Origin of the sequence: Rhizobium sp. SSA_523 (assembly GCF_030435705.1) — a bacterium.
In the GTDB taxonomy this organism is placed as follows: Bacteria; Pseudomonadota; Alphaproteobacteria; order Rhizobiales; family Rhizobiaceae; genus Neorhizobium.
Map to the genome: position 1 here is coordinate 404,495 of NZ_CP129382.1, position 25,265 is coordinate 429,759.

At 63.0% G+C, this 25,265-nt stretch carries 28 protein-coding genes; 14 read left to right on the forward strand and 14 right to left on the reverse strand.

Features of this window, described 5'->3' with window-relative positions; genetic code table 11:
• Positions 1–123: 123 nt before the first annotated feature.
• Positions 124–2,010 (reverse strand): ribosomal protection-like ABC-F family protein, encoded by a 1,887-nt coding sequence (abc-f, locus tag QTJ18_RS10200; protein ID WP_252751526.1) that lies wholly within the window; start codon positions 2,008–2,010, stop codon positions 124–126.
• 231 nt (positions 2,011–2,241) lie between these two features.
• Between abc-f and QTJ18_RS10205 the strand changes: the two genes are divergently transcribed.
• Positions 2,242–2,925, forward strand: a complete 684-nt coding sequence (locus QTJ18_RS10205; RefSeq protein WP_252751525.1) for a glutathione S-transferase family protein — start codon at positions 2,242–2,244, stop codon at positions 2,923–2,925.
• A 117-nt stretch (positions 2,926–3,042) separates the two neighbouring features.
• Positions 3,043–3,465 (forward strand): nucleoside-diphosphate kinase, encoded by a 423-nt coding sequence (ndk, locus tag QTJ18_RS10210; RefSeq protein WP_105375079.1) that lies wholly within the window; start codon positions 3,043–3,045, stop codon positions 3,463–3,465.
• Between the two features lie 135 nt (positions 3,466–3,600).
• Here the strand turns inward: ndk and QTJ18_RS10215 are convergent, their stop codons facing one another.
• From QTJ18_RS10215 to QTJ18_RS10225, 3 genes are all read right to left on the reverse strand, one after another.
• Positions 3,601–4,509, reverse strand: coding sequence for a dihydrodipicolinate synthase family protein (locus tag QTJ18_RS10215; protein ID WP_489667174.1), 909 nt, complete (start codon positions 4,507–4,509; stop codon positions 3,601–3,603).
• Between the two features lie 62 nt (positions 4,510–4,571).
• Positions 4,572–5,072 (reverse strand): hypothetical protein, encoded by a 501-nt coding sequence (locus QTJ18_RS10220; protein WP_252751523.1) that lies wholly within the window; start codon positions 5,070–5,072, stop codon positions 4,572–4,574.
• A gap of 3 nt (positions 5,073–5,075) precedes the next feature.
• Positions 5,076–5,654 (reverse strand): CGNR zinc finger domain-containing protein, encoded by a 579-nt coding sequence (locus tag QTJ18_RS10225; RefSeq protein WP_252751522.1) that lies wholly within the window; start codon positions 5,652–5,654, stop codon positions 5,076–5,078.
• Positions 5,655–5,713: 59 nt separating this feature from the next.
• On the opposite strand from QTJ18_RS10225, the gene QTJ18_RS10230 reads away from it, so the two are divergent.
• The 3 genes from QTJ18_RS10230 (at position 5,714) to QTJ18_RS10240 (ending at position 8,581) form a co-directional block, all read left to right on the forward strand.
• Complete coding sequence (locus QTJ18_RS10230) at positions 5,714–6,610, forward strand: branched-chain amino acid ABC transporter permease (RefSeq protein ID WP_252751521.1); 897 nt, start codon at positions 5,714–5,716, stop codon at positions 6,608–6,610.
• Positions 6,611–6,857: 247 nt separating this feature from the next.
• Positions 6,858–7,703: a class I SAM-dependent methyltransferase gene (locus QTJ18_RS10235; protein WP_252751520.1), complete on the forward strand. Its 846-nt coding sequence runs from the start codon at positions 6,858–6,860 to the stop codon at positions 7,701–7,703.
• Positions 7,704–7,762: 59 nt separating this feature from the next.
• Positions 7,763–8,581: a sulfotransferase family protein gene (locus tag QTJ18_RS10240; protein WP_252751519.1), complete on the forward strand. Its 819-nt coding sequence runs from the start codon at positions 7,763–7,765 to the stop codon at positions 8,579–8,581.
• Between the two features lie 49 nt (positions 8,582–8,630).
• On the opposite strand, the gene QTJ18_RS10245 is transcribed toward QTJ18_RS10240, so the two are convergent.
• The 5 genes from QTJ18_RS10245 to QTJ18_RS10265 form a co-directional block, all read right to left on the reverse strand.
• The gene (locus tag QTJ18_RS10245) at positions 8,631–9,098 is read right to left on the reverse strand and encodes a molybdenum cofactor biosynthesis protein MoaE (protein WP_252751518.1); all 468 of its coding nucleotides are present in this window, start codon (positions 9,096–9,098) and stop codon (positions 8,631–8,633) included.
• A gap of 1 nt (position 9,099) precedes the next feature.
• Complete coding sequence (gene moaD / locus QTJ18_RS10250) at positions 9,100–9,357, reverse strand: molybdopterin converting factor subunit 1 (protein ID WP_252751517.1); 258 nt, start codon at positions 9,355–9,357, stop codon at positions 9,100–9,102.
• Positions 9,354–9,941 carry a CDP-diacylglycerol--glycerol-3-phosphate 3-phosphatidyltransferase gene (pgsA, locus tag QTJ18_RS10255; RefSeq protein WP_252751516.1) on the reverse strand — a complete coding sequence of 196 codons (588 nt, stop codon included), beginning with the start codon at positions 9,939–9,941 and terminating at the stop codon, positions 9,354–9,356. Before pgsA ends, moaD begins: the two co-directional genes overlap by 4 nt.
• Positions 9,942–10,033: 92 nt before the next feature.
• Entirely contained in the window at positions 10,034–12,070 is a 2,037-nt protein-coding gene (gene uvrC / locus QTJ18_RS10260; protein ID WP_252751515.1) for an excinuclease ABC subunit UvrC, read from the reverse strand.
• Positions 12,067–12,840: an SDR family oxidoreductase gene (locus QTJ18_RS10265; RefSeq protein ID WP_252751514.1), complete on the reverse strand. Its 774-nt coding sequence runs from the start codon at positions 12,838–12,840 to the stop codon at positions 12,067–12,069. Before QTJ18_RS10265 ends, uvrC begins: the two co-directional genes overlap by 4 nt.
• Before the next feature lie 383 nt (positions 12,841–13,223).
• Between QTJ18_RS10265 and QTJ18_RS10270 the strand changes: the two genes are divergently transcribed.
• On the forward strand, positions 13,224–13,865 hold the full coding sequence (locus QTJ18_RS10270) for an outer membrane protein (protein ID WP_252751513.1): 642 nt from the start codon (positions 13,224–13,226) through the stop codon (positions 13,863–13,865).
• 195 nt (positions 13,866–14,060) lie between these two features.
• Here the strand turns inward: QTJ18_RS10270 and QTJ18_RS10275 are convergent, their stop codons facing one another.
• The 3 genes from QTJ18_RS10275 to QTJ18_RS10285 all read right to left on the reverse strand — a co-directional run bounded on the left by QTJ18_RS10275 (position 14,061) and on the right by QTJ18_RS10285 (position 16,354).
• On the reverse strand, positions 14,061–14,657 hold the full coding sequence (locus QTJ18_RS10275) for a glutathione S-transferase (RefSeq protein ID WP_252751512.1): 597 nt from the start codon (positions 14,655–14,657) through the stop codon (positions 14,061–14,063).
• Between the two features lie 17 nt (positions 14,658–14,674).
• Positions 14,675–15,355: a ribonuclease T2 family protein gene (locus QTJ18_RS10280; protein WP_252751511.1), complete on the reverse strand. Its 681-nt coding sequence runs from the start codon at positions 15,353–15,355 to the stop codon at positions 14,675–14,677.
• Positions 15,356–15,490: 135 nt separating this feature from the next.
• A complete protein-coding gene (locus QTJ18_RS10285) occupies positions 15,491–16,354 on the reverse strand; it encodes a 23S rRNA (adenine(2030)-N(6))-methyltransferase RlmJ (protein ID WP_252751510.1) in 864 nt (287 codons plus the stop codon).
• Positions 16,355–16,440: 86 nt separating this feature from the next.
• On the opposite strand from QTJ18_RS10285, the gene QTJ18_RS10290 reads away from it, so the two are divergent.
• The 6 genes from QTJ18_RS10290 (at position 16,441) to QTJ18_RS10315 (ending at position 21,422) form a co-directional block, all read left to right on the forward strand.
• Positions 16,441–18,588: a molybdopterin-containing oxidoreductase family protein gene (locus QTJ18_RS10290; RefSeq protein WP_252751509.1), complete on the forward strand. Its 2,148-nt coding sequence runs from the start codon at positions 16,441–16,443 to the stop codon at positions 18,586–18,588.
• Positions 18,585–19,178 (forward strand): NUDIX domain-containing protein, encoded by a 594-nt coding sequence (locus QTJ18_RS10295; protein ID WP_252751508.1) that lies wholly within the window; start codon positions 18,585–18,587, stop codon positions 19,176–19,178. The genes QTJ18_RS10290 and QTJ18_RS10295 overlap by 4 nt, the downstream gene beginning before the upstream one ends.
• A 60-nt stretch (positions 19,179–19,238) precedes the next feature.
• Positions 19,239–20,060, forward strand: a complete 822-nt coding sequence (locus QTJ18_RS10300; protein ID WP_252751507.1) for an alpha/beta fold hydrolase — start codon at positions 19,239–19,241, stop codon at positions 20,058–20,060.
• A gap of 185 nt (positions 20,061–20,245) precedes the next feature.
• A complete protein-coding gene (locus QTJ18_RS10305; protein WP_252751506.1) occupies positions 20,246–20,590 on the forward strand; it encodes an ArsR/SmtB family transcription factor in 345 nt (114 codons plus the stop codon).
• Positions 20,587–20,994: a YeeE/YedE family protein gene (locus QTJ18_RS10310; RefSeq protein WP_252751505.1), complete on the forward strand. Its 408-nt coding sequence runs from the start codon at positions 20,587–20,589 to the stop codon at positions 20,992–20,994. The genes QTJ18_RS10305 and QTJ18_RS10310 overlap by 4 nt, the downstream gene beginning before the upstream one ends.
• Positions 20,994–21,422, forward strand: coding sequence for a YeeE/YedE family protein (locus tag QTJ18_RS10315; protein ID WP_252751504.1), 429 nt, complete (start codon positions 20,994–20,996; stop codon positions 21,420–21,422). Before QTJ18_RS10310 ends, QTJ18_RS10315 begins: the two co-directional genes overlap by 1 nt.
• Positions 21,423–21,459: 37 nt before the next feature.
• On the opposite strand, the gene purN is transcribed toward QTJ18_RS10315, so the two are convergent.
• Positions 21,460–22,116: a phosphoribosylglycinamide formyltransferase gene (gene purN, locus QTJ18_RS10320; RefSeq protein ID WP_252751503.1), complete on the reverse strand. Its 657-nt coding sequence runs from the start codon at positions 22,114–22,116 to the stop codon at positions 21,460–21,462.
• Positions 22,113–23,186: a phosphoribosylformylglycinamidine cyclo-ligase gene (gene purM / locus QTJ18_RS10325; protein WP_252751502.1), complete on the reverse strand. Its 1,074-nt coding sequence runs from the start codon at positions 23,184–23,186 to the stop codon at positions 22,113–22,115. The genes purN and purM overlap by 4 nt, the downstream gene beginning before the upstream one ends.
• 205 nt (positions 23,187–23,391) lie before the next feature.
• On the opposite strand from purM, the gene QTJ18_RS10330 reads away from it, so the two are divergent.
• A complete protein-coding gene (locus QTJ18_RS10330) occupies positions 23,392–24,543 on the forward strand; it encodes an AI-2E family transporter (RefSeq protein WP_252751501.1) in 1,152 nt (383 codons plus the stop codon).
• A complete protein-coding gene (hdaA, locus tag QTJ18_RS10335; protein ID WP_252751500.1) occupies positions 24,540–25,250 on the forward strand; it encodes a DnaA regulatory inactivator HdaA in 711 nt (236 codons plus the stop codon). Before QTJ18_RS10330 ends, hdaA begins: the two co-directional genes overlap by 4 nt.
• Positions 25,251–25,265 lie beyond the last annotated feature (15 nt).

Sequence of the window (25,265 nt, forward strand, 5' to 3'; positions counted from 1 at the left end):
CCAACGTTAGGCAAGCGGAGTTTCCGTTAGCGTTAAGCTTTCGTCAAGTTGTGTTCGAGAATCTTTATAAATTTAAACGCGCAATCTCTGCCGCGGAGCTTGCTGTGGTGGCCCGCCCAAGGTTTAGCCGTTCATCGCTTCTTCATATTCGGTGGAAAGCTCCAGCCATTGCTCCTCGCAGGCGGCGAGTTTCTCCACCGCGTCGCTGCGCTGCTTTGCCTTTTCGGCGGCCTTGGCGGGCGATGTCTCGTAAAGCTTCGGATCCGCGAGGTCTGCATCCAGAGCCTTGATGAGTTTCTCCAGTCTGGCCGTCATCGCCTCGGTTTCGGTGATCTTCTTCTTCAAGGGTGCAAGCTGGGCGCGCCGCTCGGCGCTGGCCTTGCGCTGATCCGATTTCGACACCGGTTCTTCCGCTGCTGCCTCCGCCCGCTCGCCGCCCTTGCGGGAGGATGAAACGATGATCGAGCGATAATCCTCCAGGTCGCCCTCGAAGGCTGAGACCGTGCCCTTGTTGACGAGCCAGAGGCGATCCACCGTAGCCTCGATGAGATGCCGGTCATGGGAGATCAGGATCACGGCGCCCTCGTAATCGTTCAGCGCCTCGATCAGCGCCCGGCGGCTGTCGATATCCAGGTGGTTGGTCGGCTCGTCGAGGATCAGGAGGTTCGGCGCGTGGAAGGCGGCAAGCCCCATCAGCAGGCGCGCCTTTTCGCCGCCCGAGAGGTCCTTGGCCGCGGTGTCCATCTTCTCCGTTGCGAGCCCCATTTGCGCCACGCGGGCGCGCACCTTGGCCTCCGGCTGTTCCGGCATCAGGCGGCGCACATGATCGACTGCGGATTGCGTCGGGATCAGGTCGTCGAGCTGGTGCTGGGCAAAGAAGCCGATCTTCAGGTTGGGCGCCATCTTCAGCGTGCCGGCCTGTGCCTCCAGCCGCCCGGAGATGAGCTTGGCGAAGGTGGATTTGCCATTGCCGTTGGAGCCGAGCAGCGCGATGCGATCGTCATTGTCGATGCGCAGCGTGATGTTCTTGAGGATCGGCTTGCCCGGCTCGTAGCCGACCGCGGCCTTGTCGATCGCGACGATCGGCGAAGAGGGCTGCCTTTCCGGCTCCGGAAAGCGGATCGGCTGGACGTGCTCCTCGATCACGGCGGAAACCGTGCCCATGCGCTCCAGCGCCTTGATCCGGCTCTGCGCCTGGCGCGCTTTGGAGGCCTTGTAGCGGAAACGGTCGATATAGCTCTGGATATGCTTGCGGGCGGCGTCGCTTTTGGCCTTCGCCTTCATCTGCAATTCGTCGGCTTCGGCCTTTTGCCGCTCGAAACTGTCATAGCCGCCGCGATAGAAGGTGAGCTTCTTCTGGTCGAGATGAACGATCGCGTTGACGGCATTGTTCAGCAGGTCGCGGTCATGGCTGATGATGACGACCGTGTGCGGGTAGCGCCGGACATAATCCTCCAGCCACAGCGTGCCTTCGAGATCGAGATAATTGGTCGGCTCGTCCAGCAGAAGCAGGTCGGGCTCGGCAAACAGCACGGCCGCAAGCGCCACGCGCATGCGCCAGCCGCCGGAAAAGGAGGAGGCGGGGCGCGCCTGCGCCTCGGCATCGAAACCGAGGCCCGCGAGAATGCTGGCAGCGCGTGCCTCCGCCGAATGCGCGTCGATATCGACGAGCCGCATCTGGATCTCGGCAATGCGGTTGGGATCGCTTGCCGTCTCGGCCTCTTTCAGGAGCGCGCTGCGTTCCTTGTCGGCGGCCAGGACGATCTCGATCAGTGGATCTTCCGTGCCCGGGGCTTCCTGCGCCACCTGTCCGATCCGCGCATTCTTCGGCAGCGAGACCGATCCGCTCTCGGCGGCGAGATCGCCGGTAATGATGCGAAACAACGTGGATTTGCCCGCGCCGTTGCGCCCCACGAGGCCAGCCTTGGTGCCGCCAGGCAGGCTGACGCTGGCATGGTCGAGAAGAAGGCGGCCCGCGATGCGCGCGGAAAGGTCGGTAATGGTGATCATGCGCCGGGTTTTGGCTGAAGTTTCTCAGCGATGCAAGAGAGTGGACCGCTGCCAATGGCCGCTATTGCCAGCGCCTGCGACCCCTTGGCAGGAAATAGCCCTGCGGTCATCGCCGACTATAGCCGAAGGCTGCAGCAGAGAGTGTGATGCAACCGATGAAATTTCCTGATTTGATTGCCGGCGCACAAAGCCGTTGTATGGATAAGAAAACCGAATTCGTGAGGAGAGCCGATGACCCGCATTCTGTATTCCCTTTGCGGCCGCGATGCGAATCGCCCCTTTTCCCCGCATTGCTGGAAGGTCTCCATGGCCCTGGCCCATAAGGGGCTGGACTTTTCGGAAAAGCCGGTGGCCTTCACCGAAATTCCCAAGCTGGAAAACGGCTTTTCCAAAACGGTGCCGATCCTGAGGGATGGCGAGCATCTCGTGCGCGACAGCTTCGATATCGCTGTTTATCTGGAAGAGGCCTATCCGGATCGCCCGACGCTGTTTGGCGGGGAGGGCGGCAAGGCGCTGGCGCGTTTCGTCGAAGGGTTTTCGCAGATGGTGGTCCATCCGCTGCTGACCCGGCTTGCGGTCAAGGACATCCACGACATGCTGGCCAAGCCCGATCAGGACTATTTTCGCGAGAGCCGCGAGGCGCGTCTCGGCCGCCGGCTTGAAGATGTCGCCGGCGAACGCAGCGAGGCGCTGGCAATGCTCTCGACACAGCTGGAGCCGATGCGGTTCGCCTTGAAGTTCAATCCCTTCCTGGGTGGCGAAACGCCGCTCTTTGCCGATTACATTTTGTTCGGCGCGCTGCAATGGGCAAGGGTGACGACGGGTCAGGCGCTTCTGCCGGCCGATCATCCGGTCTCGCTCTGGTTCGACCGCTGCCTGGACCTGTATGACGGGTTTGGCCGCAAGGTCGCCTGAGGCGGATCGACCGGTCTCTGTGACGGGTGCGTGAAATTCCCGTCACCCTCTTGTCTTCGTGATTCGGTGCGGCTAAACACCGCCCACTTATCCCTGAAGAACAAGGACTTTCTCACAATGGCGATCGAACGCACTTTCTCCATGATCAAGCCCGATGCAACGAAGCGCAACCTGACCGGCGCCATCACCAAGGTGTTCGAAGACAATGGCCTGCGCGTCATTGCCTCCAAGCGCGTCTGGATGAGCAAGCGCGAAGCCGAGGGCTTCTACGCCGTTCACAAGGAACGTCCCTTCTTCGGCGAGCTCGTGGAAGGCATGACCTCCGGCCCGACGGTCGTGCAGGTTCTGGAAGGCGAGAACGCCATCCTGAAGAACCGCGAAATCATGGGCGCCACCAATCCGGCCAATGCCGATGAAGGCACCATCCGCAAGACCTTCGCGCTGTCCATCGGCGAAAACTCGGTTCATGGTTCGGATGCCCCGGAAACCGCTGCTCAGGAAATCGCCTATTGGTTCTCCGAAACCGAAATTGTCGGCTGATGACTATGCCTGATACCGACGGACGCCCGTTCGCCTGGTAAGGGTGACCGGACCCGTCGATCAGGGTCGAACGAGATCCGGAACCGCCCGCAAGCCCTGTGCTTCGGGCGGTTTTTCGTTCGAGCCGACCAAGAACTAAAGCCCTGTCTCCGCAAGGCCCTGCAAAGCCCTGGCCAATTCGTCCCTGGCCTGCGCGGCAATCGGCAGGACCGGACGCGGCGGCTCGGCGTGAAAGAGGTCCAGCTCCGCGGCAATGGCATACATGACCCGGAAACTGCCATGGGCCTTGAACAGTGCCCAGAGCGGCGCAAACATGGCATCGAGCCGCTGTGCCCGCTCCGCATCGCCGGCCTGCGCTGCGCGCGTCAGGGCCAATGCCGGGCCAGGCAAAAGGCCCGCCACGACGCTGTACCAGGCGCTGGCGCCACACAGCAGCGCCTCGGCTGCCATCCAGTCCCCGCTATAGCCTATGGGAAAGCCGGGCGGCGTCGCTGCCCGCAGCCGCGCCAGTTCGTCGGACAGCCCGTCCTGTGCCGGCGGCGGCATCTTGACGGCGGCGATCCCTTGCAGGTGCGAGAGCCTGCCGATCAGCGCCGGACTGAAGGAGAATTTGGTCGTGGCCGGATTGTTGTAGATCACCAGGGGCAGGTCGGTGACCTCGGCCACGGCGACGAAATGCTGGAAGACCTCCTCCTCGGTCAGCGGCGTATAGGAAACCGGTGCCAGCAGCAGGCCGTCGGCGCCGGCCTCTGCGGCATCGCGGGCCAGAGCCGTGGCCGCATCGGTGCGCAGCGCCCCGATGCCGACGATGAGGGATTGGTCCTGTCCGGCCGCCTCCCGCGCAATCTCGATGGCCCTTCGCCTTTCCTCCCGCGTCAGGAAAGCATAGGCCCCCGTGCTGCCCAGAAGGCCGATGGAATCCACCTTCGCCTGCGCCAGCCGTTCGACAAGCAGACCAAGGGCCTCCGGCTGCACGATGCCATGCTCGTCTGTCGGCGTGGGCGGGAAGGCGGAGAGACCCTGAAACATGGCAATGGCTTTCAAGCAGGAGGCGCGGCGAGGCGAGGCTTGTGAGATCTATCAGGACTAGCGCCTGCGGGAAAGCATCAGGGCGGGCAATCCCGATCTGGCGAAAGATCGAGCCGGCCGGCCGGTTGGAAGACCTTCGGGTTTCGGTCATAGGCAGGCCCGACGACCAGGGCGTTTTTCGGCAGGATGCTCTGGTCGAGCGTGGCAAGAACCTCGGTGCTGAGGCTTTGCAGGACCTTGCCCGACGCGTCGGCGAGATCGATGGACACGCTGTAGGATCGCCCTTCACGAACGCAGCGGAGGTCGGGGCTTTCCAGCACGATCTTCTGCATGTTCGGGTAAAGCCTCGCCTGCGTCACGAGCCGCTCGCCGCCGAGGGGATCCTCGAAACGGGCGATCGCGCTGCCGCCCTCCGGCAGGGGCGCCATCGGCCGTAGCGTGACGACGTAATTGGCCTTGGAGAGGCGGTAGTTGAAGACGAAGATATGGCCGGAAAATTCGGCCAGTTTCTCCGCCTCACGCTGGCAGCCGAAGAGAAGCAGCAGGCCGGCAAGCAGCATCGCCCCCGATGATCGCATGGCTCACATCTCCTTTTTGCGCCGATAGTGGCGGGCGGCCTTGGCGCGGTTGCCGCACACCGCCATGTCGCACCAGAACCGGCTCCTGTTCTTGCTGCGGTCGATGAACAGCCAGCCGCAATGGCTGCAGATCTTCAGCCGCTCCGGCTGAGGCGATGCCTGGAGCCGCAGGGCCGATTGCACGGTGTGGTAGTCGAGGCCCTGCGCATCCCTTGCCAGGCGCAGCACGCGGGCCGCACCGTCAAGCAGGTCGGCCAGAGGCAGGGCTGCAAGCTCTGTCGGCGCTCTAGCCGGCCCCGGTGCCGATGGCTCGCCAAGAGCCCGGCCGCGAAAGTAACGGTCGACGATCTCGCGAAACTCCAGAAACGCGGGCACGGCATCCGGGCGAACGGGCACGAGCGCGCCGAAGGAGCTGCGTTCGGCGCAATGCAGACGGGCGGCGGTCGGAAACGCGGCAAGCTGGGCGGCATCGGCGAAACGGTCGAGGCGCCTCGCCTCGTCAGCCCGCAGAATGACGCTATTGGCGACATCCAGCGCCAGCGCGCCGCCGGCAAAACGGTGAGGGGTCCAGGAAAAGGTCATGCTCCGACTATAACTGGTAAAAGCTATTTTGCCAGTTATAATCATCGGCGGGAGGAACCATGATCTATGGTCTTCAGCAGGTCCTGAATGGAGCGCCGGTGGCAGCGTTTTACGCTGCCCTGGCCTTTGGCTATTCGCTGGCCTTCAGCCTGACCAAACGCGCCGACATCACGTTCGGCGCGCTGGTCGCCTGTGCCGGCCATCTCTTCCTGCTGGTCGCGCATATTGGCTGGAACCGGCTGGTCCTGACCTTTCCGGCGGCTCTCGGTTTCGGCGCGCTGGTCGCGCTGCTGGCGGTGCCTGCCGCCGGAATCGCGCTGGGAGGCCGGGTGATCGCCCCCCTGGCGCTGCGCTCGCCCAATGCGGTCATGGTCGCCGCGCTCGGCATCATGCTGGTTCTCATGGAGGCGGCCCGGCTTCTGTCCGGCACGCGCGAATTGTGGCTGCCGCCTTTCCTCAACAGTCCTGCTTTCATCGTATCCGACGGCAGCGTCCGGATGTCGCTGACCATGCTTCAGGTGATCAACACGCTGGTGCTTCTTCTCTTGATTGCGGTCGTCGCCCTGTTCCTGCGGCGCAGCGCCTTTGGCCGGAACTGGCAGGCCGTGTCCCAGGATCCGCTGGCCGCTCGCCTCTGCGGTATCGATCCGGCTGCGATCCATGCGGGCGCCTACGGCCTTGCCGCCGTCTTCGCCGCCCTGTGCGGCCTGCTTGCCACCGCCCATTACGGCACCATGGATTTCGGTGCCGGGCTTGTCTTCGGCCTGAAAACCGTGCTGATCGCTGCGGTCGGCGGCCATCATCATCCGCTGCGGGCCGCGGGCGGAGCGGCACTTGTGGGTTTCGCGGAAGCGCTCTGGAGCGCCTATCTGCCTCTCGCCTGGCGCGATGCAGCCGTGTTCGGGGCGTTGATCGTGCTTTTGGTGCTGCGCCGGCGGGTGCCGGACGATCTCTGATCGCGATGCCCGCAGACGCGCGCGCGTTTCCTTTCAGCCTTTCCTTTCCCCTCCCGGCCTGTCCCTCCCGGCCTGTCCCTCCCGGCCTGTCCCTCCCGGCCTGTCCCTCTCCCTTGAAACCTCCCGCAGCCGCTCTGCCGGAGACCTGACGCCGTCAGGGTTGGTCGGTCAGCTTCAGACAAGAAACTACGAATATTCGTACAAAAGAAGAAAACACTGAACGAAGCCGATTCTTGGAGGTCGCTTGATGGACAGCAGCTCGATCCTGCAGGGCGTCAAATTCACGCCCTATCCCGCACAGGCCCCCGCAGCCGCATCGACGGAGAACGAGCTGACGGCGCTGAAGGAGATGATGCAGAACACGGTTCTGAAGCTCCACGCCGAGAACCAGGCGCTGCGGGCGCGGCTTGCACTGCTGGATGGGATTTTCCCCGAGGACACGCTTCCCGACATTCTGCCGCCGGATTTCCAGGGCTTCTTTGCCAACCGAGCCCTCCACAAGCTGGTCCGCGATTTCGATTTCAATACCGTCCTGGATATCGGTTCCGGCCAGGGCATGCAGGCCAAGGTGCTTCTTCGCCATGGCAAGCAGGTAACGGCGCTGGATTATGGCAAATCGCCTTACTATCAGTGGCGCGATCCTGCCATCAAGACGGTGATCGGCGACTTCAATTGCATGGATTTCGATCAGCCTTTCGACTGCGTCTGGGCCTCGCATGTGCTGGAACACCAGCCCAATCCCAACCTTTTCCTGAAGCGCGTGCATGCGGCTGTGCGGGAAGGCGGCGTCGTGGCGATCACGGTTCCGCCGCTGAAGCACCAGATCGTCGGCGGCCATCTGTCGCTCTGGAATGGCGGCATGCTGCTCTATCACATGGTGCTGGCGGGCTTTGACTGCAGCCAGGCGAGCCTTCTGCAATATGGCTACAATATCAGCATCATCGTGCGCAAACGCTCGATTGATTTCCCCGGCATCGTCTATGACATGGGCGATATCCGGACGATCCGGCCCTTCCTGCCGACGGAACTCGCCTTCCAGCCGAACCAGAACGACGATCCGTTCAACGGCGATATCCACCGCCTGAACTGGTAGGCGCGCTCGCGCCTCAAGCGGTTCACCCTCAGTGCAAAGAGGCAAGAAGGTAGATTGAAATGCCAGCCGATATGCTTTCCCCCGTCCGCGACGCGCTCTACGTGCCGCTGATCATGATGACGAGCTTTGCCCGCTCGGGCGAAACCATGATGCTGAGGGCGCTCAACGCCCATCCGCGCATCGAGGTCGTCAGCCAGATCCTCGATGCCGATGAACCGCCGCAGGATGTCCGCCTGTTCGAGGCGCTGCAGGATTACCCGGATTTCGTGCTGCGCCGCGCCAACCCGCTGCTCGCCCATCGCCGGATCGCTCCCGACAGCATTGTCATCGTCAAGCACGGCATCTGGACCCATCGCTGGCCGCATATCGATTTCGTTCTGGCGCGCAACCCTTTTGCCATCGTCAAGAGCCTTCGCCAGTATGCCATCGACAATCATGAGGACGAGCAGCATCGCCGCAACCGCCTGGCCCGCTGGGCCGGCAAGATCGACGCCTCCCTGGTACCGCTCTGCCTGAAGGGTGATGAGACCGAGGCGATCGCCTATCTCTACCGGTCGAAAATGATGGCAAACAGCAGCAAGCGGCTCGGCGTCGTCCGCTACGAGGATTTCGTCGCAGCGCCCGAGCGCGAAATGCCGCGGGTGCTGCAGATGATGGGCCTGCCTTGGGATGAACGGGTTCTCAAAGCCCATGAGGACTATCCGCAGGGCAAGCTCGGCCATGGCAAGATCAAGCTCTGGGAAGCCATCCGCCTGACACCGCACAAGGCCGAGACGGGCATGCCGCAGCGCGAATTCGATATCATCGCTTCGGTCACACGGCCGGTGCTCGACCTTTACGGCTATGCCGCGCGCGACGGGCGGGTGGAGCTTCTCTGAGGCGATCTCGGAAACGGCCGGCACCCGTGACGGGCTGGCGCCGCCGGCGTCACATTTTGGTCCAACGCTCCCTGGCGCTGTCGTCGACATCCTTTGCCGGCACCCAGCCGCCGGAGGATCCGTCTTTCGGATGCTCCTTCTTCCAGAAGGGCGCCGCCGTCTTCAGGAAATCCATCACGAAATTGGCGCCGTCGAAGGCCGCCTGCCGGTGCGGCGAGGCGGCGATCACCAGAACGATGTTCTGGCCGGGTGCGATCGTGCCGTAGCGGTGAATGGTCGTCAGCCCCTGAAGGGAAAAGCGCTCGATGGCGAGGTCCGCGATGCGGCGCATTTCCGCCTCCGCCATGCCGGGGTAATGTTCGAGTTCGAGCGCGGTCAGGCTGCCGCCCTCGTCGCGGCAGAGGCCGCTGAAGGTGACGACGGCGCCGATATCCGTGCGCCCCTCGGTCAGCCGGTCGATCTCTGCCTGAAGGTCGAAATCCTCGCGCTGCACGCGGATGGTCGGGACGGTCGTCACCCTATCCACCCGTCATCGGGGGGAAAATGCCGATTTCGCGGGCGCCGGCGATCGGCTCGTCCTGGTCGACATGTTCCTGATTGACGGCAACGCGGATCACTTCCGGATATTGCAGCGCCGACTCATAACCCTCGCCAAGCGTCTTCAGGTGCTCCAGAAGGTCGCGGGCGGTCACGACATGCGCCGGAAGCTCGATCTCTTCCTCCGGCTTGTCGATCCTTTCGCGCACCCAGGCGAAATAGACGAGTTTGACCTTCATTCTTGTTCCACCACATGTTTCAGGCCGGCTTTGAAATAGTCGTAGCCGGTATAGATGGTCAGGATGGCCGCCAGCCAGAGCAGGGTAATGCCGAGCGCCGTGGTATGCAGGCCGAATTTGTCGCCGGCCGGCCCTGCGAGCAGGAAGGCGATCGACACCATCTGGATGGTCGTCTTCCATTTTGCGATCCGCGTCACCGGCACCGCCACCTTGAGGGCGGCGAGATATTCGCGCAGGCCGGACACCAGGATTTCCCGGCACAGGATGGTGATCGCCGCCCAGAGCGACCAGCCGGCAATTGTCCCGTCGGCGGCCATCAGCAGGAGCACCGACGCGACCAGAAGCTTGTCGGCGATCGGATCCAGCATCCGGCCGATATTGGAAGTCTGGTTCCAGATCCGCGCCAGATAGCCGTCCAGGTAATCGGTGATGGAGGCGACCACGAAAATGGCGAGCGCGGTCCAGCGCGCGAAATCCGAACTCTGCAGCCGTCCTTCGACGAAAAAGCAGGCGACCACGATGGGCACGGCCAGAATGCGCGCATAGGTCAGAAGGTTGGGAATATTGTATGCGCGCGACGCCATGAGAAACCTGTTGTCTTAAACTGCAAGTCTAGTTGAAGCCTTGAGGCGGGAGCGTCAACCGTAATTGTGACCGAATTGGTCCGCCTGCCGCATCATCCGCTGCGGCTCTCGTGGAAATGCTGGTAGATCTGCCGGGCCACGGCCTCCGATATGCCGTCCACGGCCATCAGATCGCTGATTCCCGCGCGCGAGACCGCCTTTGCCGTGCCGAAATGCTGCAGCAGCGCCCGCTTGCGGTTCGGTCCGATGCCCGAAATCTCGTCCAGCGGGTTGCGGACCATCTCCTTCTTGCGCCGCGCGCGATGCGAGCCGATGGCGAAGCGATGCGCCTCGTCGCGCAGGCGCTGGACGAAGTAGAGCACAGGGTCGCGCGGCGGCAGGGAGAAATCGCTGCGCCCATCGGCAAAGAAGCGCTCGCGCCCGGCATCGCGATCGACCCCCTTGGCAACGCCGATGGCGGTCACCACGTCGCGTATGCCCAACTCGTCCAGTATCCCCCGCACGGCCGACATCTGGCCTTGCCCGCCATCGATCAGGATCACGTCCGGCCAGGCGGGGAAGGGGGAATCGGCACTGTCTTCGCCCGTCGTCTCGAGCTTGCGATCCGGCAGGCCCTGTTCCTTCAGCAGGCGGCTGAAGCGGCGCGTCATCACCTCCCGCATCATGCCGAAATCGTCGCCGGGGGTGATCTCGGTCGATTTGATGTTGAACTTGCGATACTGGCCCTTCACGAAGCCTTCCGGGCCGGCCACGACCATGCCGCCGACGGCATTGGTGCCCATGATGTGGGAATTGTCGTAGATTTCGATCCGGCGGGGCACGTAGGAGAGGCCGAATGTTTCGGCAAAACCTTTCAACAGGCGCGCCTGCGAGGCGGTTTCCGCCAGCTTGCGGCCATGCGCCTCCCTGGCATTGGAGAGAACGTGATCCACCAGATCCCGTTTTTCTCCCCGCTGCGGCACCTGGATGGTAATCCTGTGCGAAGCTTTTTCCGACAGCGCCTGGGCGAGCAGGTCCTGCTCCTCGACCGTCTCCGACAGCAGGATCTGGCGGGGCACCGGCTTGTCGTCATAGAACTGCGCCAGGAAGGCGTTCAGCACTTCCGAACCCGACAGCTGCGGATCGGCCTTCGGAAAATAGGCCTGGTTGCCCCAGTTCTGGCCGGCACGGAAGAAGAAGACCTGGATACAGGTCAGGCCGCCTTCATGATGAATGGCAAAGACATCGGCCTCTTCGACCCCGGCCGGATTGATGCCCTGATGGCTCTGGACATGCGACAGGGCCGCCAGGCGATCGCGATAGACCGCGGCGCGCTCGAAATCCAGATCCTCGGAGGCTTCCGCCATCTGCCGGCCGATCGCCGCCTTGACGTTCTGGCTGCGGCCGGAGAGGAAATCCTTCGCCTCCTGCACCAGCTCGCCGTAGTCGGCATCCGAGATCTCGTGCGTGCAAGGCCCAGAACAGCGCTTGATCTGGTAGAGCAGACAGGGCCGTGTGCGCGTCTCGAACACGCTGTCGGTGCAGGTGCGCAAGAGGAAGGCGCGCTGCAGCGAGTTGATGGTCCGGCCGACAGCACTTGCCGAGGCGAAGGGGCCGAAATAATCGCCCTTCCGGGCCCTGGCCCCGCGATGCTTGTAGATGGCCGGTGCCCGGTGGTCGCCCGTCACCATGATATAGGGAAAGGACTTGTCGTCCCGCAGAAGCACGTTGAAGCGCGGACGGAGCCGCTTGATCAGATTGGCTTCGAGCAGGAGCGCCTCGGTTTCCGTGCGGGTCGTGACGAATTCCATCTGTGCCGTCTCGCGCACCATGCGCGACAGGCGGTTGGAATGCACGCGACCCTGCGCGTAATTGGAGACGCGTTTCTTCAGGCTGCGCGCCTTGCCGACATACAGAACATCGCCTGCTTCGTTGAACATGCGATAAACGCCGGGCGCATTCGGCAGGTGCTTGACGAATTCGGCGATCAGTTCGGCGCCCTTCAGCCCGTTTTCATTGCGCAGGGCGTGGGTCCATTCGATGCCCGACGTCGACCGTGCGGCCTCGGCTTCCGGCAGCGCGACGTCGTCTTCATCCTCGTCCGATTCGTCATAAAGAACGCCGCCGTCAGGCAGTTTCGTTCCATTCATTCAATAATCTCCGCCACATCTGGCGTTTCCCAGGCCAGGTGCTGGCCTCCATCCAAGGCTATCATTTGGCCGGTGATGGATGGTGTGTCAAAAAGAAATCGGATCGTCTGACCAAATTCGCAAGGGGCAGGTCCGCGTTTTAACGGCACGCCCGCCACCTGCCGGTCGAAATCCGCCTGTGCCTGCCGCTCGCTCCGGAACGAAGGGCCGGGGCCGATCGCGTTGACGCGGATGCGCGGCGCCAGCGCCTGGGCCAGGGTCTGCGTGGCAGTCCACAGAGCCGCCTTGGAGAGCGTGTAGGAATAAAATTGGGGCGTCAGTTTCCACACGCGCTGATCGATGATGTTGACGATCAGGCCGTCCCGGTCAGGCGGCAATTGCCGCAGGAAAGCGGCGGCGAGGATGGACGGCGCCCGGACATGGATGCCGAAATGCCGGTCGAAGATCTTGGGCTCGAAGCGATCGGCCGAATCCTGTTCGAAGATCGAGGCATTGTTGACGAGAGCGACGACCGGCCCGAGCGCCGCCGCGGCCTGATCCAGCAGCCCTTCGGCCTCACCTTCATCGAGAAGATCGGCCCGCACCGCCGCCGCGACCAGTCCCTGCCGCTGCAGGTCGTCCGCCAGTGCCCTGGCCGCATCGATCGACCTGTCGGCATGAATGGCAACCGCGAAACCATGGCGGGCAAGGTCCTCGCTGATGGCGCGTCCCATGCGACGTGCGCCTCCGGTGACCAATACAGTGGGAAGGGTAGTCACGACGTCTGTCATCCTGTGAAGCTGTTGGCGGTCTGGCGAATGAGTGGCGCAGGGGATTTTGGGGGCCTTAGATGACAAGCCTTTACGACCGGATCAAGCGGCTGGATCGTCTGCGCAAAACTCTTTCAACGCTCACAGGAACTATTGCGTATTCACACTTTGTTGATTAATATTACTGTCGGCATTGAGCGTTAACCTGGCAGTAGGGTTAATGATATCCATGTGGCTTTAAAGCAACATCCAAATTTAGCCGTCGCTGTGCCACAATGAATTCACATTTCGGTACTGCGAATTCCTCAATTGCAGACCAATTTCCTCTCAAGCGCAGGCAGATGAGCCGAACGTTGGTGTTCGTCCTCCCCCATCTCCTGCTTGGCTTTGAAAGGAGTTTTTATATGCGTACTCTCATCGCGGGCTTGCTGATTTCGACGGCGTCTCTCGTGGCTGTTTCGGCACAGGCTGCCGACGCCGTAACCCAGGTTCCGGAAGCACCGATTGCCGTTGACACGCCGGTGGCCGTTTCCAACTGGTCCGGCTTCTATCTCGGTGGCTACGGCTCGTATGATTTCGGTAGTGCTTCCGGCGGCCCGAGCGACACCAATGCTGACGGTTGGGGCGGTGGCCTCTACGGCGGTTACAACTTCCAGAGCGGCCAGATCGTTTATGGTGGTGAAGCCGATATCGGTTACAACGACCAGAAGGGTTCGGCTGGCGCCGGCGTAACGGCAGAGCAGAAGGTCAACGGCTCGATCCGTGGTCGCGTCGGTTACGACATCAGCCCCTTCATGATCTACGGCACGGCAGGTCTGGCCGTCGGTAATCATGAAATGTCGAATGCCGTCGGTTCCGACAGCAAGACGGCTCTCGGCTACACGGTTGGCGCCGGTGTCGAAACCATGGTCACCGACAATATCTCGGCTCGTGTCGAATACCGCTACACCGATTTCCAGGACAAGGACTACAACCTCGGCGGCACGACCGTGTCCCGCGGCTTCGACGACCAGTCCGTCAAGGTCGGTATCGGCGTGAAGTTCTGATCCGCGTATTCTGGATCGCGAAGAGGCCGGAGGGAGACCTCCGGCCTCTTTCGTTTCCGAGCTATCCAGCCACGGCACGCATGTTTTTACGCAGTCCGGACGCAAAACCGCTGACGCACTTTGCTGGACCTGCTCTAGACCGCAGCCCTTCTGCGCGACATCTTCCACGTCACGTCGCGCGCCGGGTTTCCGGTCTCACGCGCTTGGCTTCACCGTCTCGTATTCCGGAAAAAGCCGCGAGAATTCCTGCGGCCAGGCGGCCAGCTTCGGCCGACCCTCGGCCCATTGCCCGGCAAAGCGCAGGTCCAGATAGGCGATCAGCGCAGCCAGAGCGAAATGGCCGGCATTCAGCTTCTTGTCCGTCTTCGGCAGGTTCTCTTCCAGATAATCGAGCCCGCGGACGACCTTGCCCCATTGCTTGTCGATCCAGGGCTGATGGACGATCTCGGCCGGCCGGAAGCGACGCTCATACATGATGGCCAGGAGGCAGTCGGTAATTCCGTCGCAAAGCGATTCCATTACCTCCACCTCGGTGCGCTTGTCGTCTTTCTTCGGATAGAGCTTGCCCTCGGAGAGGCGGTCGAAGAAATGCATGATGGCGACACTGTCATAGACCGGAGGTTCGCCCTCGCGGATCAGGACCGGGATCTTGCCCAGCGGGTTGTTGGCCAGCAGTTCCTGCGGCTCGGCATTGGTGTCGGTCTTGACCGATTCTACGTCGATGCCGATATGGCGCGCCGCCATGCGGCACTTGGCGGAATAGGGGGAGGCGGGGGAATACAGCAATTTCATCTGGTCTGTCCTATGCTTCAGCGTGCCGGCGGCACGGTGATCTGGTTGAGCGTGCAGCCCTTGCGGTCGACATCGCGGCAATCGCGGAAGGTCAGGTCCTTCGTCAGGCAGATGCGCACTTCCTCCAGCCGCTTGCGTTCGCAGCTGACGGCGATTGCCGAGGCGGTCAAGCCGGGATTGGCGCCGATAAAGCTCTGTTCGATCTCTCTGGCGGAATAATCCGACGGATTGGCGATGCCGGTCAGCTGTTCGGGCAGGTTGATCCTGTCAAAGGCCTGCCGGGTCTTGTTGAGATAGGCTTCGAGATCGAGCCCGGAGCAGCTGCCATGTTTGCGCCACTGATGGGCGATCAGGCCTATGGAGGGCATGATGTCGAGATAGCGCCGGCCTAGCGCTTCGGGAATGCGGCGGGGGCCGGCGGCCGCGCAAAATTCCGGATAGCCCGTCTCGTTCTGTGGCCACAGACCATGGACGATGAAGCCGAACCTCTTGTCCAGGCCGCATTGCTCCGGGCTCTTCTTGCCGCGGCTGCCGCTGCAGAAGGTCGGAGACCAGGAGAGCGACAGCACGTAGAAGTCGAACTTGCCGGGCGTCTCGTCCCGGGCAAGGGCCGCCGGCGCGGCCGGCAAGAAGAGGGCAAGGCTTGCGGCGGTCGCCGCTGCCAGGATCAGACGCGAGCCAAGCTGACGGAAGTTCATCTATGCCTCCTGAACGGGTCGCGCAGACCATGGCGCAGCTCCCCCTTGGCGGTCAAGCCACCCTTTCGGCGCGGCTCGATCGGATGCGGTCCGTACACTGCCCGAGAGCTGCCCGAACGCCGCCCGATGGCTTCTTCATTGCCGTTCCTTCTCCTCGCCGCGCAGCCAGAAGGTGCGCGTCGAGGCATAGCGGTCCTGTGCCAGAATATCCTTCAGGACCGGCAGCAGCCGGTGCAGCTCGTCCTTCAGCGTGAACGGGGGATTGACGATGACAAGGCCGGAGCCGGACAGGCCGGTCGCATCGCGATCGCTTTTCACCGACAATTCGCTGCAGAGCATTTTAGGGATGTCCAGGGCCTGCAGCGCCTCGTGGAACTCGCGGATCGGCGCGCCGCGCTTCAGGGGATACCAGAGGCAGTATGTGCCGCCGGGAAAGCGGCGATAGGCGGTGGCAAGGCCCCTCACCATGCGCTCATATTCGCCCTCCACCTCGAAGGGAGGATCGACCAGCACGATGCCGCGCTTCTCCTTGGGCGGCAGATGGGCGCCGAGCGAAAGCCAGCCGTCGAGGGCGGTGACGCGGACCTGGAAATCGCCTTCGAACAAGCGGGCAAGCCGGAGAACATCCTCCGGATGCAGCTCCATCGCCGCCAGCCGGTCCTGCGGCCGAAACAAAAGGCGCGCGAGCTTGGGCGAGCCCGGATAGCGGGTCACCTCGCCATTGGGGTTCAGCGACCGCACCGCATCCAGATAGGGGGCCAGAATGCCGGCCGATTGCGCGTCGAGTTCTGCGGCCAGCAGGCGTCCGATGCCATCGCGCCATTCGCCGGTCTTCTGCGCCTCCTCCGAGGAAAGATCGTAGAGACCGATGCCGGCATGCGTATCCAGAACGCGAAACGCCTTGTCCTTGTTCTGCATGTAGCGGATCAACAGGCACAGGACGGCGTGTTTCAGGACATCGGCAAAATTGCCGGCATGGTAGATGTGCCGATAGTTCATGAACGGGCCTTCTGGCTCTCTTCAATTGATGTGATGCATCGCGAAATCGTCTTTCTGCGCGGGCTCGCTTGTCCTATAGGAAAGACATGAACCTTGCGACCCCGATCTCCCTGAAAAACCTCGACAGCCCGACCACTGGCCCCACCACTGGCCACACCGTCTGTCCGCATGACTGTCCCTCCGCCTGCGCGCTCGACGTGGATCTGACCGCCGACGGCAGGATAGGCCGCGTCCGCGGCTCCAGCGCCAACAGCTATACGGCAGGCGTCGTCTGCGCCAAGGTCGCCCGCTATGCCGAGCGCCTCTATCATCCCGACCGCTTGCTGACGCCGAAGCGCCGCAGCGGCGCCAAGGGCGAGGGGAGCTGGCAGGAGATCTCGTGGGATGCCGCGCTCGACGAGATCGCCGAGGCCTTTGTCAAGGCCGAGGCCCGGCATGGCAGCGAGGCGGTCTGGCCCTATTTCTACGCCGGCACGATGGGGCAGGTGCAGCGCGATTCGATCGAGCGCCTGCGCCATGCCAAACGCTATTCCGGCTTTTTCGGCTCGATCTGCACCAATATGGCCTGGACCGGCTATGTGATGGGAACAGGTGCGCTCAGAGGCCCCGACCCGCGCGAAATGGCCAAATCCGATTGCATCGTCATCTGGGGCACCAATCCGGTCTCGACCCAGGTCAATGTGATGACCCACGCGATCAAGGCCCGCAAGGAGCGCGGCGCGACGATCGTTGTCGTCGACATCTATGACAGTCCGACGATGAAGCAGGCGGATGTGAAGATCGTACTAAAGCCCGGCACCGATGCCGCGCTGGCCTGCGCCGTCATGCATGTGGCCTTCCGCGACGGCCATGCCGACCGCGCCTATATGGCCCGATATGCCGATGATCCGGCCGGGCTCGAAGCGCATCTTCGGTCGCGGACGCCGGAATGGGCCGCCGCCATCACGGGCGTGCCGGTGAAGGAGATCGAGGCCTTCGCCCGGCTTGTCGGCACCACAAGGAAGACCTTTTTCCGGCTGGGTTACGGCTTCACCCGGCAGCGCAACGGCACGGTGGCCATGCATGCCGCGCTGTCGGTCGCAACCGTCCTGGGATCCTGGCAATATGAAGGAGGCGGCGCCTTTCACAATAATGGCGAGCTCTTCAGGCTCGACAAGCGGGAGCTGATGGGCACGGCCTATATGGATCCGGAGATCCGCATGCTCGACCAGTCGCAGATCGGCCGCGTGCTCACCGGCGATCCGGTTGCGCTGCGCCAACGCGGTCCGGTCACAGCACTTCTGATCCAGAACACCAATCCGATGAATATCGCGCCCGAACAGCGGCTGGTGCGGCAGGGTTTCCTGCGCGATGATCTCTTCGTCGCCGTGCATGAGCAATTCATGACGGATACCGCCAAAGTGGCGGATATCGTGCTGCCGGCCACCATGTTCGTGGAGCATGACGATCTCTACCGGGCGGGCGGTCAGAACCACATCCTGCTCGGGCCGAAGCTGGTGGAGCCGCCGCAAACGGTGCGCACCAATCTCTTCGTCGTCGAGGAATTGGCCAAGCGGCTGGGTGTCGATCACTATCCGGGCTTTGGCTTGAGCGAGCGCGAGCATATCGACCGCATGCTGCTGCCCAATGGCTATCCCGGCTATGAGCAATTGCTGGTCGACAAATGGATCGACTGCCAGCCGGGCTTTGACGAGTCGCATTACCTCAACGGTTTCGGTTATCCCGATGGCCGGTTCCGCTTCCGCCCTGATTGGCAGAACGGCCCTTCGCCGAACAAGACGCCGGCCAGCATCGGGCCGCTCGGTCCGCATACGGCGCTGCCGGCCTTCCCGGACCAGGTCGATGTGATCGAACTGGCGGATGCCGAGCATCCCTTCCGTCTTGCCACCTCGCCGGCGCGCAACTTCCTGAACTCGACCTTTGCGGAAACCAAGACCTCCCGCGACAAGGAAGGACGCCCGGAGGTCATGGTTCATCCGGAGGATGCCGCCGCATACGGCCTCGAGGACGGCGCCATTGTTCGCATCGGCAACCGCCGCGGCGATCTCCGCATCCATGTGAGGATCGCGGCAACCGCAAGGCGCGGCGTGCTGATCGCCGAAGGGCTCTGGCCCAACGCATCGCATCTGGACGGCGAGGGCATCAATGTGCTGACCGGTGCCGATCCGGTCGCGCCTTACGGCGGAGCCGCCGTGCATGACAACCGGGTCTGGCTGAAGAGAGCAGAAGCATGAATACGGCTAAGCGCAGAACAATCGCCATTGTCGACGAAAAGCTGCTGTCCGACAACTGGTACCACCTGCACCGCGTGACCTTCGATTATACCGACAGCAAGGGCCGGACCGAGCGGATGAACCGCGAGGTCTATGACCGCGGCAATGGGGCGACAATCCTGCTCTATGATCCCAAGCGCGATCTCGTGGTTCTGGTGCGCCAGTTCCGCATGCCGGCCTACAAGAATGGCCATGACGGCTTCCTGATCGAGACGCCGGCCGGGCTTCTCGATGGCGATCATCCCGAAGAAGCAATTCGTCGGGAGGCGGTCGAGGAGACCGGCTACCAGGTCAGGGATGTGCGTTTCCTGTTCAAATGCTTCATGTCGCCCGGCGCGGTGACCGAAATCATCCACTTCTTCGCCGCCACGATCGATACCACCGACCGCGTCTCCGAAGGCGGCGGGCTGGATGAGGAGCATGAGGATATCGAAGTGTTGGAAATCCCCCTCGCAAAGGCGCTTGCCATGATCGAGAGCGGCGAGATCTGCGACGGCAAGACCATCATGCTGCTGCACTGGGCGGCCCTGAACCGCGACCGCCTCGGCTGACGGCCGGAACAGTTGCAAGGGTTAGGGCGTTTCCCCGGTCCCCCAAACCGAGGACCTCGCATGACCAAGATCAAGACACGCTCCGGCACCGAACTCTATGTGAAGGATTGGGGGCGTGGCCGACCCGTCGTGCTCCTGCACGGATGGCCGCTGACCTGCGATACCTGGGACGATTTCGCCATGCAGGCCGCGCAATCCGGATTCCGCGCGATCTCCTATGACCGTCGCGGGTTCGGCCGGTCCGATCAGCCCTTTGACGGGTATGATTATGATACGCTGTCGGATGACCTGGCCGATGTCCTCGCGGCCACAGGCGCCGAGGATGCGGCTCTCTTCGGCTTTTCGATGGGCGGCGGCGAGGTCGCGCGCTACATGTCGCGCCATGGTGGCCGCAATGTCTCGAAGGCGGCGCTCATCGCCTCCGTCGTTCCTTTCATGCTGAAGACGCCGGACAATCCGGACGGCACGCCGCAATCGACCTTCGACGAGATGACGAAGGGCATGATGGAGGACCGCGCAGCCTTCTTCCAGTCCTTCTTCAAGACCTTCTACGGTGTTGGCATGTTCACCGGCTCGGTCAGCGACGCGGTGATCGACTGGTCCTTCAACCAGGCAATGATGGCGGGCCTGAAGCCGACTTTGGCCTGCGCCGAGGCTTTTGCGACGACCGATTTCCGGCCCGATCTTGCGCATTTCAAGGTTCCGACGCTGATCATCCACGGCACGGGCGACGAGACCGTTCCGATCGATGCGGCTGGACGCGCTGCGGCGGCCGGCATTCCTGGAGCACGGCTGGTCGAATATGATGGCGCACCGCATGGTCTCTTCGCCTCTCACAAGCAGAAACTCACCGAGGACCTCATGACCTTCTTGCGCAGCTGAGCGCAGTCCGCATCGCCGGATCACGGCCTCCATGAAGAAAGACCCGCCGTCGCACATCGCGCCGGCGGTTTTTTTCGCGCTCCGGCGCCGGACCCTTCGCCGGACGGGCTGTCGTGCCGCTTGAACGATTAGACGATATACATTATATTAAAGCGTATATTGTATTGCAGCAGGCGCTTCAGACCATGATGAATCACGTGCATTCGCCCTCCCTGCTCATGGGAAATACGGACGCGCTCCAGGAGCGCGCTGCGGAAGTGGCCGGCCATCTCAAAGTGCTGGCCCATCCTGTCCGCCTGATCCTCGCCTGCGCGCTGGTCGAGGGGGAATTTTCCGTCGGCGCACTGGAGGAGAAACTTCAGGTCCGTCAGCCGACGCTCTCCCAGCAGCTGACCGTCCTCCGGACGGCGGGCATTGTCGAGACGCGCCGGGAGGGTAAGCAAATCTTCTACGCATTGAGCCAGACGAAGACGAGAGACCTGATGGCCGCCTTGTTTGCCATCTTCTGCAGCGAGGACCAAGCAAGATGACCCCTTATCTTCCGTCCTTGGCCGGCGGGCTGCTGATCGGCCTCTCGGCCATCCTCTACCTCGTTTTAACCGGCCGCATTGCCGGCATCAGCGGCATTCTCGGGCGGTTCGTCCAGGGCGGATCGCCGCTTCTGAACGGTGCTTTCGTGCTCGGCCTCGTGCTTGGTCCGGTGGTCTTTCGATCGGCCAGCGGAAGCTGGCCGCAGGTCACGATCACGGCCGGTCTGCCGCTTGCCATCCTGGCCGGTATGCTGGTCGGCATCGGAACGCGCATGGGGTCCGGCTGCACCAGCGGCCACGGCATTCTGGGGCTGGCGCGCCTGTCGCCGCGTTCGATCGCCGCCGTCGTCACCTTTCTGGCGGCCGGCATCGTCACCGTGACGCTGATGCGGGGGAGCCTCTGATGCAACGCTATGCGCAACCGCTTGCCGCGCTCCTCTGCGGCACTCTGTTCGGTTTTGGCCTGGCGCTGTCCGGCATGCTGAACCCGGCCCGCGTCCAAGGCTTCCTTGATCTCTTCGGCGCCTGGGATCCAAGCCTGATCTTCGTTCTGGGCGGCGCCGTTCTGGTGGCCATGGCCGGCATGCTTGTGGTTCGGCGGATGCAGCGACCGGTGCTGGCCGACAGCTTCCAGATCCCGGAAAATCGCTCGATCGACGCGAAGCTCCTGCTGGGCTCGGCCCTGTTCGGCATTGGCTGGGGGCTCGGCGGTTTCTGCCCGGGACCGGCGCTCGCGGCCCTGTCCATGGGCTATCTCGCACCCGTCATCTTCGTTGTGGCGATGATCTGCGGCATGGTCGTGCATGACCGGTTTCTTGCCGGCCGCCTCTGATCGCGCGATAGGATCACGGAGAGACGTTGAAAAAGCCTCAGGCGCTGATCAGCATTTCCTCGGCGCCGACATTGGCTCCGTCGCGCTCGACCCGGCCATTCGCAGCCATACGCACCCGGCCTTCCGCCACCAGGCGCAGGGCCAGCGGATAGGTCCTGTGCTCGACTGTCAGGACGCGGGCGGCAAGACTGTCTTCGGTGTCCTGCGGCAGAACCGGCACGACCGCCTGGGCGATGCAGGGCCCTTCATCCATGCCCTCGGTGACGAAATGAACCGTGCAGCCGGTTACCCGGACGCCGGCATCCAGCGCCCGCCGATGGGTGTGGAGACCGGCAAACAGCGGCAGGAGCGAAGGATGGATATTGAGGATGCGACCCTCATAGGGCCGGATGAATTCGGCCGAAAGCAGCCGCATATAGCCCGCAAGGCAGATAATATCCGGCTTCAGCTCGGCCAGCGCCTGAAGAACGGCGGCCTCGTGCTCCGGCTTGCTGGCATAGTCCTTCCGCTCCAGCGCAAGGCTTGCAATGTTGCGGGCTTCTGCCTTGGCAAGACCGCCGGCCGCGGCCTTGTCGGAAATCACGCCGACGATTTCGGCCGGGAAATCCGAAGCCGAACAGGCCTCGGCCAGCGCTTCCATATTGGAGCCGCTGCCGGAAATCAGGACGACGACGCGTTTTCTGGCCGGGCTCATAGAGCAAGCGTGCCCTTGTAGAGCGTGCCGGCGGCGCCCTCGGCGCGGCCTACGATCTGGCCGAGCGGCACGACGATTTCGCCGTCCGCCGAGAGGCTCTCGGTCACCGCCGCGACATTGGCGGCGGAGACGACCGCAATCATGCCGATACCGCAATTGAAGGTGCGCAGCATTTCCTGCGCGGCGACCCCGCCGGTTTTGGCAAGCCAGGAGAAGACAGGCGGCACCGGAATGCTGTCGAGATCGATCTCGGCAGCCAGATTGTCGGGCAGAACCCGCGGAATATTGTCGGGAAAGCCGCCGCCGGTGATATGGGCGAGCGCCTTGATGCCGCCGGTGGCGCGGATCGCCTTCAACAGCGGCTTCACATAGATGCGGGTCGGCGTAAGCAAGGCTTCGCCAAGCGTCTTGCCCTCGGCAAACGGGGCAGGGGCGTCGAAGCCGAGCCCGGAGAGCGTGACGATCTTGCGCACCAGCGAGAAGCCGTTGGAATGCACGCCGGACGAGGTGAGGCCGAGAATGACATCGCCCTCCATCAGGTCGCCGGTCGGCAGCAACTGGCCACGCTCGGCGGCGCCGACGGCAAAGCCGGCAAGATCGTAATCGCCATCGGAATACATTCCGGGCATTTCGGCCGTTTCGCCGCCGATCAGGGCGCAGCCGGCCTGCCGGCAGCCATCGGCGATGCCGAGCACGATGGCGGCACCCTGTTCGGGATCGAGCTTGCCGGTGGCGAAATAGTCGAGGAAGAACAAGGGTTCGGCGCCCTGCACCACGAGATCGTTGACGCACATGGCAACCAGATCGATACCGACGCTATCGTGGCGGCCGGCATCGATGGCGATCTTGAGCTTTGTGCCGACGCCGTCATTGGCAGCCACCAGAACCGGATCGGTGAAGCCGGCGGCCCTGAGGTCGAACAGGCCGCCAAAGCCGCCGATCTCGCCATCGGCGCCGGGGCGGCGGGTCGAGCGGACGGCCGGCTTGATCTTTTCCACCATCAGGTTGCCGGCATCGATATCGACACCCGCGTCGCTGTAGGTCAGACCGTTCTTGCCCGTATCGCTCATTGCCCGTCTCCGCATGTCCGAGAGCCACGTCCTGGAAGAAGCGTCGCCATTGCACGGAGTGTCGCCAGATGCAAGGCTCGCGCACCAAATCGGCCCGGTTTTCCAAGCTCTCCCGGTCCGCGTTGCGCAAAATCCGAGCCTGCCTTGACCTTGTCGTGAAGACACGCCATGCCTGTCGCCATCACCTGAAGCGCAAGGATCCCCAATGGCCTATCATATCAGCGGTGCGCGACTTCGTCGCTACGTCCTGTTCTGGCTCGGCGCCCTTGTGCTGTTCATCGCCTTTCTGCTGGCGTTCCGCACAATTCTCCTGCCCTTCGTCGCCGGCATGGCGCTGGCCTATTTCCTCGATCCGGTGGCCGATTGGCTGGAACGCCGCGGGCTCTCGCGGCTCATGGCCACGATCGTCATCCTCATCGGCTTCGTCCTGATGTTTGCGCTCGCGCTGATGATCGTCATTCCGCTGATCATCAGCCAGTTCAACCAGTTCGCGCAGATCCTGCCGGAATATGTGACAAAGCTGCAGCAACTGATCGCGAGCCCGGAAAATTCCTTCCTGCCGAAATGGCTGGTCAGCCAGATCGAGACCGCCAAGGAGAATTTCTCGAGCGTCATGTCCGAAGGCGCCGGCTTCCTCGGCGGGCTGCTCAGCCAGCTGTGGAATTCCGGCAAGACGATCATCGACGTGATCTCGCTCATGATCATTACCCCGGTCGTCGCTTTCTACATCCTGCTCGATTGGGACCGCATGGTCGGCAAGGTCGACAGCTGGATCCCGCGCGACCAGGTGGTCACCATCCGCCAGCTCGCCCGGGAAATGGATGATGCCGTTTCCGGCTTCATTCGCGGCCAGGGTTCGCTCTGCCTCATTCTCGGCGTCTATTACGCCGTGGGCCTGTCGATCGTGGGTCTGAATTTCGGCCTCTTGATCGGCTTCGTCGCCGGAATGATCAGCTTCATCCCCTATATCGGATCGTTGGTCGGCCTCGTTCTGTCGGTCGGCATCGCGCTGATGCAGTTCTGGCCCGAATATCCCTGGATCATCGCGGTCGTGGCTGTCTTCTTTTCCGGCCAGTTCATCGAAGGCAATATCCTGCAGCCCAAGCTGGTCGGTTCCAGCGTCGGCCTGCATCCGGTCTGGCTGATGTTCGCGCTCCTGGCCTTCGGCGCCATGTTCGGCTTTGTCGGCCTGCTGATTGCGGTGCCGGCGGCGGCTGTGGTCGGCGTGCTTGTCCGCTTTGCCCTGTCGCGCTATCTTCAAAGTGACATCTATTACGGTCATTCCGCCGCGCTCCCCTGGGACGAAACGGCGGATGTCGAGGCGAAGGCCCTCAAAGAACCTCCGACAGACGCATGAACGAGACGAAGGATACACGCAGGCGGCCGGCGGCGGAGCAATTGCCGCTGGCCCTCAATCATGACGCAGCAACCGGGCGCGACGATCTTCTCGTCGCACCGCAGGTGAGCGCGGCGCTTGCCATGATCGATGCCTGGCCGGCCTGGCCGGCGCCGGTCGTGATCCTGACCGGGCCGGCCGGCTGCGGCAAATCGCATCTGGCGCAGATCTGGCGGGACAAGGCGAAGGCCGTAACCATCGATCCGAAGGCGGGCGGCGAGGCGGCCTCCATGGCTGCCGAAGGCCCGGTTCTCTTCGAGGATGCCGACCGTGCCGGCTTCGACGACAATGAACTCTTCCATGTCATCAACAGCGTGCGCGAGAACGGCCATACGCTTCTGATGACCGCGCGGCTCTGGCCGATGTCCTGGCCGGTCAGCCTGCCGGACCTGCGGTCGCGCCTGAAGGCGGCGACGGTCATCGAGATCGGCGAACCGGATGAGGACCTGCTCGGCCAGGTGATCATCAAGCTTTTTGCCGACCGGCAGCTCTCCATCGACGACCGCCTCGTCGCTTTCATCGTCTCGCGCATGGAAAGATCCATGCAGGCGGCGACCGGAATCGTCGAGCGGCTGGATCGGTTGGCCCTGTCGCGGGGCACACGCATCACGCGCGCTTTGGCGGCCGAAGTTCTGCACAGTCTCTCCGCGCAGGATGGCGGCGATTGACTGTCACGGTTCCGT